This is a genomic window from Micromonospora sp. BL1 (genome assembly GCF_003667485.1).
Taxonomy (GTDB): domain Bacteria; phylum Actinomycetota; class Actinomycetes; order Mycobacteriales; family Micromonosporaceae; genus Micromonospora; species Micromonospora tulbaghiae.
In genome coordinates, this window is the sequence record NZ_RCVK01000380.1 from 1 (window position 1) to 11,437 (window position 11,437).

An 11,437-nucleotide genomic window follows, 5' to 3' on the forward strand; every position below is an offset into this window, starting at 1 on the left:
GGCCGGGGCCCGTCGGGGCGCTCGTTCGGGGTCAGTTGCCGCCGTTGGGCGAGCCGTGGCAGCGCTTGTACTTGCGGCCCGAGCCACACGGGCAGGGCGCGTTACGGGACGGGCCCTCGCCGCCGTCGACCTGGCCCGGCGCGGCCCGCCGGGCGGTGCTCGCGGCGACCGCCTGGCCGCTCGCCCCGGCCGCCGCACCCGGGGTACGGCGCGGCGTGGAGGCGGCCGGACGCTCCGAGGACTGCTGGCCGATGCCGAGCGCCGGGGCCTGCTGCTCGGGCCGCTCGATCACCGGGGTGCCCCGGCCGGCCTCGCCGTCCACCGACGGTGCGGAGTATTGCAGGCCCTGCTGCTGCGGCGCGCGGTTGAGACCCTTGGCCCGGATCTCCACCGGCTTCTCCAGCAGCGCCACCTCTTCGGCCTCCGGCTCCGCCTCCTCGACCTGGACCTCCAGGTTGTAGAGGAAGCCGACCGTCTCCTCCTTGATGCCGTCCATCATGGAGGCGAACATGTCGAAGCCCTCGCGCTGGTACTCGATGACCGGGTCGCGCTGGGCGTACGCCCGCAGGCTGATGCCCTCCTGGAGGTAGTCCATCTCGTAGAGGTGCTCGCGCCACTTACGGTCGATCACCTGGAGCAGGACCATGCGCTCGAGCTGGCGCACCGCCTCCTCGCCGAGGTTCTCCTCACGCCTGTCGTACGCGGCGTGCGCGTCCTCCTTCAGGCGGGCGAGCAGGAAGTCCTGGTCGATGCCGGAGCGGGAACCGACCTCCTCCTCCAGCTCCTCGACGGTGATGCCGACCGGGTAGAGCTGCTTCAGGCTGGACCAGAGCTGGTCGAGGTCCCAGTCCTCGGCGTAGCCGTCGCTCGTCGCGCCGACCACGTACGCGGTGACCACGTCGTCGATCATGTTGCGGACCTGGTCGGACAGGTCCTCGCCGTTGAGCACCCGGAGGCGCTCGGCGTAGATCACCTGGCGCTGCTTGTTCAGCACCTCGTCGTACTTCAGGACGTTCTTGCGGATCTCGGCGTTCTGGCCCTCGATCTGGGCCTGGGCGCTCCTGATCTGGCGGGTGACCATCTTCGACTCGATGGGCACGTCCTCCGGGATGTTGAAGCGGTCCATCACGGCCTCGACCGCGCCGGCCCGGAAGCGCTTCATCAGCTCGTCCTGGAGCGACAGGTAGAAGCGGGACTCGCCCGGGTCACCCTGCCGGCCGGCGCGACCGCGGAGCTGGTTGTCGATCCGGCGGGACTCGTGCCGCTCGGTGCCCAGCACGTAGAGCCCACCGGCGGCGGCGACCTCCTCCGCCTCGACGTCGCACGCCTGCTTCCAGGTCGGGAGGATCTCCTCCATCGCCTTGGCGTACTCCTCCGGCTGCTCGACCGGGTCGAGCCCGCGCTGGCGCAGCTCGTTCGCGGCGAGGAACTCGGGGTTGCCGCCGAGCAGGATGTCCGTACCGCGGCCGGCCATGTTGGTCGCGACGGTGACCGCGCCCTTGCGCCCGGCCTGCGCGACGATCTCCGCCTCCTTGGCGTGGAACTTCGCGTTCAGCACCGAGTGCGGGATGCCGCGGCGGCGCAGCATGTGCGACAGGATCTCGGAGTTCTCCACCGAGACGGTGCCGACCAGCACCGGCTGGCCCTGCTCGTGCCGCTCGGCGATGTCCTCGACGACGGCGTTGAACTTGGCCTTCTCGGTCTTGTAGATGACGTCGGGCCGGTCGAGCCGGACCATCGGCCGGTGCGTCGGGATGGTCACGACGCCGACCTTGTAGACCTTGTTGAACTCGCCCGCCTCGGTCTGGGCGGTACCGGTCATGCCGGAGAGCTTCTCGTAGAGGCGGAAGTAGTTCTGGAGGGTGATGGTGGCCAGGGTCTGGTTCTCCTGCTTGATCTCCACCCCCTCCTTGGCCTCGATCGCCTGGTGCATGCCCTCGTTGTAGCGGCGACCGTGCAGGATGCGGCCGGTGAACTCGTCGACGATCAGGACCTCACCGTCGTTGACGATGTAGTCCTTGTCGCGCTTGTAGAGCTCCTTGGCCTTGATCGCGTTGTTCAGGTAGCCCACCAGCGGGGTGTTCACCGACTCGTAGAGGTTGTCGATGCCCAGGCGGTCCTCCACCTTGGCCACGCCGCGCTCGGTGATCGCGATGGTGCGCTTGGCGTAGTCGACCTCGTAGTCGCCCTCGCCGTCGGTGCCGGGCTGGAGCCGGGCCACCACCGTGGCGAACTCCTGGTACCACCGGGCGGAGTGCTCGGCCGGACCGGAGATGATCAGCGGGGTACGCGCCTCGTCGATCAGGATCGAGTCGACCTCGTCGACCACGGCGAAGAAGTGGCCGCGCTGGACCAGCTCGTCCTTCGACCAGGCCATGTTGTCGCGCAGGTAGTCGAAGCCGAACTCGTTGTTGGTGCCGTAGGTGATGTCGCACTCGTAGGCCGCGCGGTGCTCGGTGGCGGGCCGGTTGGGCAGCACCACGCCGACCTGCAGGCCGAGGAACTCGTGGACGCGGCCCATCCAGGCGGCGTCGCGCTCGGCCAGGTAGTCGTTCACCGTGATGACGTGCACGCCCTTGCCGGCGAGCGCGTTCAGGTAGACCGGCATGACCGAGGTGAGCGTCTTGCCCTCACCGGTCTTCATCTCGGCGATGTTGCCGAAGTGCAGCGCCGCGCCACCCATCACCTGGACGTCGTAGGGGCGCTGGCCGAGCACCCGCGAGGCGGCTTCCCGGCACACCGCGAACGCCTCGGGCAGCAGGTCGTCGAGGGTCTCGCCATCCTCGAGCCGCTCCTTGAACTGGTCGGTCATGCCGCGCAGCTCGTCGTCGCTGAGGTTGACGTAGTCGTCCTCGATCGAGTTGACGGCGGCAGCGATGGCCTTCAGCCGACGCACCATGCGGCCCTCGCCGGCGCGAAGGAACTTTTCCAGAATCGACACGGATCAACGCTCCCCTAGACGGTCTCGAACCATCGTAGGCGCTCCGAGGCGACGATGGTCACTGGTGGCGGCGGTCCGGGCTCCGGAACCCGACATAACGCCGCGACCGTGCGCCACCGGCCGCTAATCGGGTTACGCCGTGCGCGAACGATCCGGCACGATGGCTCGAATGGAGCCTGTGGAGATCATCGAGGACGGCCTACTGCTGCGCCCGTGGCGCGCGGAGGACGCCGACGCGGTGCACCGTGCCTGCCAGGATCCGGACATCCAGCGCTGGACCACCGTACCTCGCCCGTACCTGCCGGAGCACGCGACCGAGTTCGTCACCACGATCAGCGCCACCGCCTGGGCCGAGGGCACCGCGGCGCAGTTCGCGGTCTGCGACGCCGGCACCGGCGAGCTGCTCGCCTCGATCGGCCTGGTCTCCGTCGACCGCGCGCTGGACTCGGCCGAGGTGGGCTACTGGACCGCGCCGTGGGCGCGGGGCCGGGGCGTCGCGGTCCGCGCCACCCGCGCGCTCGCCCGCTGGGCGTTCGACGCGCTCAAGCTGTGCCGGCTCACCTGGCAGGCCGAGATCGGCAACCACGCCTCCCGGCTGGTCGCGCTGCGCGCCGGCTTCCGGATCGATGGTGAGCTGCGGCTGGCCCACCCCAGCCCCGGCGGCCGCCCGGAGGGCTGGATCGGCTCCCTCCTCCCGGCCGAGCTGGCCGCGCCCGGCGACCCGGTCCCCTACGGCCCGGACACGCTCCAGGCCCGCCGGGCGGCGGTCTTCGGCCGCCCGCAGCCGGTCCTGTTCGCCACCGCCGGGGACACCGAGCTGCGGCTGCGCGCGCTGGAGGAACGCGACCTGGCCGAGGTGACCCGCACCTGCCAGGACGAGCAGACCGTCCGCTGGACCACAGTGCCGCACCCGTACCGGCCGGAGCACGCCGAGGGCTTCCTGCGCGACCTGGTGCGCCCGGCCTGGGCCCGGGGCACGGCCGTGACGTTCGCCGTGGCGGATCCGGACGACCGCTACGTCGCCTCGGTCGACCTGCGCCTGCTGCCGAACGACCCGCTGGTGGCCGACGTGGGGTACATGACCGCACCGTACGCGCGCGGCCGGGGTTACCTGCCGGCCGCTCTCGCCGCGGTCTGCGCCTGGGGTTTCACCACGCTCGGCCTGGCCCGGATCGAGTGGCGGGCGAACGTGGGCAACACCGCCTCCCGGCGGGCCGCCGAGAAGGCCGGCTTCACCGTCGAGGGCACGCTGCGCGGCGGCGTCCAGCACCGCGGCGAGCGGCAGGACGTCTGGATCGGCGCGCTGCTGCCGGGCGACCTGACGTGACCCCGGAGACGATCGAGGGGTACGGCGTACGGCTGCGGCCGTGCCACCTCGCGGACGTGCCCGAGACGGTGGCCGGGTGCGCCGATCCGGAGACCCGCCGGTTCATGCCCCTGCTGCCGGACCCGTACGACGCCGACGCCGCCCGCTGGTGGATCACCGAGGGCGCGCCCGCGGCGTGGGCGGCCGGTGGCGCCGCGTACACGATCGCCGACCCGGCGACCGACCGGCTGCTCGGCAGCATCGGCCTGACCCGGCTCAGCGCGGAGCGGGCCACGTACGAGATCGGTTACTGGGTGGGGCCGGCGGCGCGCGGCCGGGGCGTGGCGACCGCCGCCACGCGGCTGCTGACCGAGCGGGCGTTCGCCGCCGGGGCGGCCCGGCTGGAGCTGCTCACCCGCGTCGACAACGTGGCGAGCCAGCGCATCGCACTGGCCTGCGGTTACCGGCACGAGGGCGTACGCCGGGCGGCGGGCGCGGACGGCCACGGCGTACGCCAGGATCTGATCGCCTGGGTGCGGCTGGCCGACGACCCGCCCGGGCCGGTAGCGCGCCTGCTGCCGGACCTGCCGGACGGCCGGCTCACCGACGGCGTGGTGACGCTGCGCCCGGTGGAGCCGGCGGACACGGACGCGCTGTTCCGGCTGCACTCGCTGCCGGAGGTGGTGGCGAACCGGGTGCCGCCGGTGGCGCCGCAGCGGGCGGCGCTCGAGCGCCGCTGCCGGCTGGCGGCGAGCCGCTGGCTGGCCGGCGAGGCCGCCGACCTGACGATCCTCGACGCGGCCACCGGTGCTGTCGTCGGCGGCTGCGCGCTGTTCTACGACGAGCCGGCCACCGGGCAGGCCATGGTCGGCTACAGCCTGCTGCCCGAGGCGCGCGGTCGCGGGCTGGCGGCCCGGACGGTCCGGCTGGTCGCGGGGTGGGCGTTCGGTGTCGGGGTGGCCCGGGTGTGGGCCGGCACCCGGCCGGACAACGTCGCCTCGCAGCGGGTGCTGGAGCGGGCCGGCTTCCAGCGGGAGGGGCTGTTGCGCGGCCGGCTGCCCGGCCCGGACGGCGTCCGTGTCGACTCGGTGGTCTACGGCCGCCTGGCCACGGACGAGAACTGAGGACGGACCCCTGCGCGGGGCCCGTCCTCGCCGGTCAAGGGGTCACGTGCCGAGCTGGATGATCCCGTAGTCGTACGCGTGCCGCCGGTAGACCACGCTCGGGCGGCCGGACTCCTTGTCCTGGAACAGGTAGAAGTCGTGGCCGACCAGTTCCATCTGGAACAGCGCGTCGTCGACGGTCATCGGTTCGGCGGGGTGGACCTTCGCCCGGGCGATGTGCCACGGCTGGTCGTCGGGTTCGGTGTAGCCGCTCTCGTCGGGGCGTTCGGCGACCGCTGTGGCGGTGCCGTGGCCGTCGAGCGCCGCCAACCCCGGGCCGTCGAGATCGGCCACCGGCAGGCCGGCTGTCGCGGCGGCCACGGAGATCGGCGCGTGCCGCCCGCGGTGCACCCGGCGACGGTCCGCCGCGCGGCGGAATCGCGTGTCCAACTTGGCGATTGCGGCGTCGAGCGCGCTGTAGAAGTCGTTCGTGCAGGCCTCGGCCCGGATCACCGGGCCGCGCGTCACGCACGTGATCTCCACCCGCTGGCAGGTGTCCGCCTGGCGTGGATTGCGCTCGTGGAACAACTCCACGTCCACGCGAATGAGCTTCTGGTCGTAGCGTTCGATCTTCGCGAGCTTCTCGGCTACGTGCACCCGGTAATGGTCCGGCACTTCGACGTTACGGCCCTTGACCACGATGTCCACGTGACCTCCCTTGTTCGGACGGTCGTTCGGTCCGGATCAGATCCGGTCGACGCACCCGGGAGGGCCCCGCTCGGCGTCGACCGGTGTTGTTCGGCTACGCCTCCTTCCAGTGCCGGGGGAAGGTTGGATCCTCACTACCCCCGACACCGAAACGCTAACTCCTGTACGGCCAACCGTCACCCCTGGTTGCCGAAGGCGGTCGCGAAATTTAACAGCTCATACACCATGGGGTGAAACGGATACACGAAGCGTCACCGGCGGTGCCGCTTTTGCGTTGCGGCGAGCACCGCCGCGGCCTTTGGCGCCATTCCCGCGCGGTGCAACATCCGGCTCACCGCCGCCAGCGTGGCGCCGGTGGTGACGATGTCGTCGAGCAGCACGACGGTCTCCCCCGGGCGGTCTCCAGCGGGCGGGCGGCGCAACCGGAACGCCGCCTCGGCCGCGGCGGCCCGTCCGGCGCTGTCCAGCGCCACCGAGTCGGTGCGGGGCAGCGCGCGGAGCGGGCGCAGCACGCGTACCGGCCAGCCGGCCGCGCGCAACCGGGCCGCCGCCGGGCGGACCAGCCGGTCCAGGTGGTCGCCGTAGCGGGCCCGGGCGGCGCGGGCGGTGTCGGGCACCGCCACGAGCGCCACCGGGCCGGGTGGCCCCGCCGCCGCGGCGACCACCTCGGCGAGCAGCGCGCCCAACGGCCGGGCCAGCCCGTGCCGGCCCCGTTCCTTGTACGCCAGCAGCCCCTCGCGCAACGCGCCGCCGTACGGGCCGAGCGCGACGCAGGGCGGCAGGCCGGGCGGAGCCGGATCGGGCCGGGCAGGTGCGGGACGCAGCGACTCCAGCTCCCGCACGCAGCCGGGGCAGAAGCCGTGCCGCAGCCGTACCGACCCCGCGCCGCAGCCCGCGCACCCGGCGGGCAGCACCAGGTCGGTCAGGTCCGACCAGAGCCCGCCCAGTTCACGCACGGGCTCAGTAGAGGAAGAACGGTGCGGTCGGGTTGGTCGCCCGGCTGCCCGACGGAACGTCGAGCACCTGCTCCCGCTTGACGTAGTCGAACGGGTTGTTCCGCCAGGCCGCGCCGTCCGTCTCGAACATGAACGAGAACGCGGCCAGGCCGCGGTCGCCGCCGCCCGGATACCCGGCGAGCTGGGTCACCGGGGCGCCGATCTCCACCGCCAGCGGGGTCTCCCAGGCGCCGTCGACGGTGAGCTGGTGGATCGCCGAGCGCCGGTCCGCCTCGTTGCCGGCCAGCGCCAGCTCGTTCTCCGCCACCCAGTCCACCACCGTCACGCCGGTGAGCAGCGTGGTCACGCGGCGGGGCTGCCCGAGGCTGACCACGCCGCCGTCGACGCTGACCGCGGCGACGAAGACCGCGCCGCCGGAGGCCAGCGCGATCCGGTGCCCGTCGAGGGAACCGGCGACAGCCGTCACCGGCCCGGGAACGGACAGCGGGATCTCGCTCGTCCGGCCCGCGCCGTCGAACCGGTAGAGCCGGCCGTCCGCCGCCACCAGACCGGCCGGGCGGGCCTTGTTCAGCGACCGCAGCCAGGTGGGACGGCTCATCGTCCGGAACGTACGGTCGCCGGGGTTGAGGGTGGTGACCGGATCCGGGCCGGTGCCCACCTTGAGCCGCCTGCGGTTGTCCGGCCCGGTCACCACGAGCGCGGCGAGCACCTGGTCGTCGGCGCGGGCGAGCGACGCGGAGACCACGTTGCGGTTCTCCGCGGGCGGCAGCGGCACGGCGGCCCGCGACTCGTTGCCGAACGCCAGGGGACGGACGGCGCCGTCGTAGACGGCGAACCGCATCGGGTCGCCGCCGCGTGGATAGGCGGCGGTGGCAACGCGCTCGCGCCCCAGGTCGACGGTGAGCCGCTTCTGGTTCTGGATCTTCAGGTCGACCTGGCCGTCCAGGTCCGACAGGGACCACGCCAGCTGGGTGCCGAGCCGGGTCAGCCGCTGCTCGTTGGCGCCCGGCATGTTGAGGTTGATCTCCCAGTGGCCGTCCGCGCCGGTCGCGTTGTTGATCAGCTGGGTGCCGTCGGGCAGCCCGGTCACGCCGGGGGCCAGCCAGTCCGACGGGCGGTCGGCCAGCCACTTCATCACCTCGGTGATCCGGCGCTCGGTCGGCGCGGACGAGGGCAGGTAACGCTGGTCCGGCACCAGCCGGGTCAGGTCGGTGTTCCAGAAGTAGACGGTGCGGGGGCGGTAGTACTCGCGCATCGCCGAGTCGCTGGCCAGCAGCACGTTCGGCAGCTCGGTGATCAGCAGGCCGGTGCCGGCCGGTTCGGCCCGGCGCAGCTCGAAGACGTACTGCGTCTCGCTCGCCACCGGCGGGCCGAGCGTGCCGTCGGCGCGCAGCACGCCCACCTGCTGCACCTTGAGCGTCACGGTGCTGGTGCCCTGGTTGTTGGGCGGCGTGCTCTCCGGCTTCTCCCGCAGCCGGACCACTGTCAGCTCGACCTCGCTGGTCTGCGGCTTGCCCGGCAGCAGGTCGCGGGCCTCCGCGGCGAGGAACTTCCGGGCCCGGGCGTACGCCTGGTCGCGCTCCCCGGCGGCGGCGGCCCGCAGGTAGTTCTCGATGAACGGCACCGGCTCGCTGCTGTCGGCCGGTTCGGGCGGCCGGGCCGGGCTGCCGTTGAGCGCCCCGGACTCGGCGGCCGGCACCGAGCCGTCCACCTGCACGTCGGTCTGGTGCGGGATGCCGCATCCGGCGAGCGCGGCCGGCAGCAGCGCGCCGGTCAGCAGCAGGGCCAGGACGCGGCGGTTCACGGCCGTGCCTCCGCGTGGTCGCCGCCGGCCGGTCCGGCGGTCAGCGCCGCGACGCCGCCGGGCCCGATGGCGGGCAGCCCGCCGTCGCGGGGGCCGCCGAACGGCACCGTGGCGTCGGCCGGCACCAGCCGTAGCGGGGAGGTGGTGAGCCGGTCCCCGGCCCGGGCCGGCAGGGTGAGGCGGAACTGTGCGCCCTGACCCGGCGCGCCCCACGCCTCCAGCCAGCCGCCGTGCAGGCGGGCGTCCTCCAGGCTGATCGACAGGCCCAGCCCGGTGCCGCCGGTCTGCCGGGCGCGCGACGGGTCGGCCCGCCAGAAGCGGTTGAACACCAGCTTCTCCTCCCCCGGCTTGAGGCCGACACCGTGGTCCCGCACGGTGATCGCCACCGCGCTCTGATCCTGGCCCAGGGTGATCCGTACCGGCTTGGCCTCGCCGTGCTCGACCGCGTTGCCGACCAGGTTGCGCAGCACCCGCTCGACGCGGCGCGGGTCGACCTCGGCGATCACCGGAGTGTCCGGCAGGTCCAGCTCGATGGTCACCCCGACCCGCTCGGCCAGGCCGGCCAGCCGCTCGGTCACCCGGTGCACCACCGGCACCAGGTCGGTCGGCTCGCTGTCCAGCACCGCGAAACCGGCGTCGAACCGGCTGATCTCCAGCAGGTCGGTGAGCAGTTCCTCGAACCGGTCCAGCTCGGCCTGGAGCAGCTCGGCGCTGCGGGCCACCGCCGGGTCGAACTCGTCGCGCTCGGCGAAGATCAGGTCGGCGGCCATCCGTACCGTGGTCAGCGGTGTCCGCAGCTCGTGCGAGACGTCGGAGGTGAACCGGCGTTGCAGCCGGGACATCTCCTCCAGCCGGAGGATCTGCCGTTGCAGGTTCGTCGCCATCTGGTTGAACGAGGCGGCCAGCAGGGCCAGGTCGTCCTCGCCGGAGACCACCATGCGCTGGTCGAGCAGGCCGGCGGACAGCCGCTGCGCGGTGCGCGCGGCCACCCGTACCGGCGTCACCACCAGGCGGGTGACCAGCGCGGCCAGCAGGCCGAGCAGCAGCACCAGCGCGACGCCGGTCGCGACCACCGTGGCGCGGGCGTCGGCCGCCGTCGCGTCCTGCCGGGCCAGGGGTACGAGGTAGTAGAGCTCGACCTGCCCGAACTTGGTGGGCACCGGGGAGCCGTAGACCAGGTATTTCGTCCGCTCGCCGCCGAGCGAGCCGGTACGGATCTGGTGGGCGACCTTGCCGGAGGCGACGGTGGCCCGCAGCTCGTCGCCGATCACCGCGCCCACCGGCACGTCCGGCGTGGTACGCGGCTCGATGAACTCGGCGAAGTTGTCGGCGGTGATCGCCACCACCACGCCGCTGGTCTGGGTGGGATCCCCGCCGGCCAGGTAGTTCACGGTGCCGTCGATGGTGTTCTGGAGCTGCGCCTCCTGCGGCTGGCTGTAGAGGTTGAACTGCTTGGCCGCGTACTCGCTGCCGTTGCTCAGCCGCAGCCGCACGTCGGTCTCGGCGTTCTCCAGCAGGATGCTCGTGATCTTGTCGGCGATCAGATAGGCGAAACCGCCCACCAGCAGACTCGACGCCACCAGCGTGATGGTGACCACACGGACCTGGAGCGACCGCCGCCACGCCTGGTGCACCGCGGCCACCAGTCGGGCGACCCGGCCGGTCAGGGCGAGCCAGAGTGCCCGCACGGCGTGGAGCCGGCGGGACGCGGCGGTCGGCGGGTCGGGCAGCGGGGTGGTCACCACAGTGCTGACCAGGCTATCCGGTGCCTGCCTTGTAGCCCACGCCCCGCACGGTGAGGATGATTTCGGGTCGCTCCGGATCCGGCTCGATCTTGGCGCGCAGCCGCTGGACGTGCACGTTGACCAGGCGGGTGTCCGCCGCGTGGCGGTAGCCCCAGACCTGCTCCAGCAGCACCTCGCGGGTGAAGACCTGGCGCGGCTTGCGGGCGAGCGCGACCAGCAGGTCGAACTCCAGCGGCGTCAGCTTCACCTCCTCGCCGTCGCGGCTGACCGTGTGGGCCGGCACGTCGATGGTGATCTGGTTGCCGGGCGGACCGATGGTCAGCATCTCCGGCGCCACGTCCTCGCCCCGGCGCAGCCGGGCCCGCATCCGGGCCACCAGCTCCTTGGGCTTGAACGGCTTGACCACGTAGTCGTCGGCGCCGGACTCCAGCCCGAGCACCACGTCGACGGTGTCGCTCTTGGCGGTCAGCATCACGATCGGCACGCCGGACTCGCCCCGGATGGCGCGGGCCACGTCGATGCCGCTCATGCCCGGCAGCATCAGGTCGAGCAGGACGATGTCGGGTCGGTTGTCGCGGAACGCGGCCAGCGCCCGTTCGCCGTCCGCGACGAAGGACGGCACGAAGCCCTCGCTGCGCAGCACGATGCCGAGCATCTCGGCGAGGGCGGGGTCGTCATCGACCACGAGTACCCGGGCTCTCATGGGGTTTATCGTTCCATCCCCGTTCGTCTGGAGTGTTCGGCGTCTCCACGGCACCGTAGCGCCGAGCGGCCCCGTGCACCACAGCAAGTCGGCGTGGCCGCCCAGCGTGGCGCGCCGGGTCGGACGGGTCCACCGGATGCGGACCCGCCGTGCAACCATTGTCTCTTATAC

The 11,437-nt window shown here is 72.7% G+C and carries 8 protein-coding genes; 2 read left to right on the forward strand and 6 right to left on the reverse strand.

The genetic code is table 11. The features are described 5' to 3' along the window. Positions 1 to 31: 31 nt before the first annotated feature. Entirely contained in the window at positions 32 to 2,941 is a 2,910-nt protein-coding gene (gene secA / locus EAD96_RS28155) for a preprotein translocase subunit SecA (protein ID WP_121686371.1), read from the reverse strand. Positions 2,942 to 3,110: 169 nt separating this feature from the next. Here secA and EAD96_RS28160 point away from each other — a divergent pair, with 169 nt between their 5' ends. After that, entirely contained in the window at positions 3,111 to 4,268 is a 1,158-nt protein-coding gene (locus tag EAD96_RS28160) for a GNAT family N-acetyltransferase (RefSeq protein ID WP_121686372.1), read from the forward strand. Beyond that, positions 4,265 to 5,371: a GNAT family N-acetyltransferase gene (locus EAD96_RS28165; protein ID WP_121686373.1), complete on the forward strand. Its 1,107-nt coding sequence runs from the start codon at positions 4,265 to 4,267 to the stop codon at positions 5,369 to 5,371. Before EAD96_RS28160 ends, EAD96_RS28165 begins: the two co-directional genes overlap by 4 nt. Before the next feature lie 42 nt (positions 5,372 to 5,413). Here the strand turns inward: EAD96_RS28165 and raiA are convergent, their stop codons facing one another. The 5 genes from raiA to mtrA all read right to left on the reverse strand — a co-directional run bounded on the left by raiA (position 5,414) and on the right by mtrA (position 11,266). Continuing rightward, positions 5,414 to 6,058 carry a ribosome-associated translation inhibitor RaiA gene (gene raiA / locus EAD96_RS28170; protein WP_120571508.1) on the reverse strand — a complete coding sequence of 215 codons (645 nt, stop codon included), beginning with the start codon at positions 6,056 to 6,058 and terminating at the stop codon, positions 5,414 to 5,416. Between the two features lie 251 nt (positions 6,059 to 6,309). After that, the gene (locus tag EAD96_RS28175; protein WP_120571509.1) at positions 6,310 to 7,014 is read right to left on the reverse strand and encodes a ComF family protein; all 705 of its coding nucleotides are present in this window, start codon (positions 7,012 to 7,014) and stop codon (positions 6,310 to 6,312) included. 4 nt (positions 7,015 to 7,018) lie between these two features. Next, on the reverse strand, positions 7,019 to 8,818 hold the full coding sequence (locus EAD96_RS28180) for an LpqB family beta-propeller domain-containing protein (protein WP_120571510.1): 1,800 nt from the start codon (positions 8,816 to 8,818) through the stop codon (positions 7,019 to 7,021). Continuing rightward, complete coding sequence (gene mtrB / locus EAD96_RS28185; protein WP_233586199.1) at positions 8,815 to 10,506, reverse strand: MtrAB system histidine kinase MtrB; 1,692 nt, start codon at positions 10,504 to 10,506, stop codon at positions 8,815 to 8,817. Before mtrB ends, EAD96_RS28180 begins: the two co-directional genes overlap by 4 nt. Before the next feature lie 70 nt (positions 10,507 to 10,576). Then, a complete protein-coding gene (mtrA, locus tag EAD96_RS28190) occupies positions 10,577 to 11,266 on the reverse strand; it encodes an MtrAB system response regulator MtrA (RefSeq protein WP_013284210.1) in 690 nt (229 codons plus the stop codon). Positions 11,267 to 11,437 lie beyond the last annotated feature (171 nt).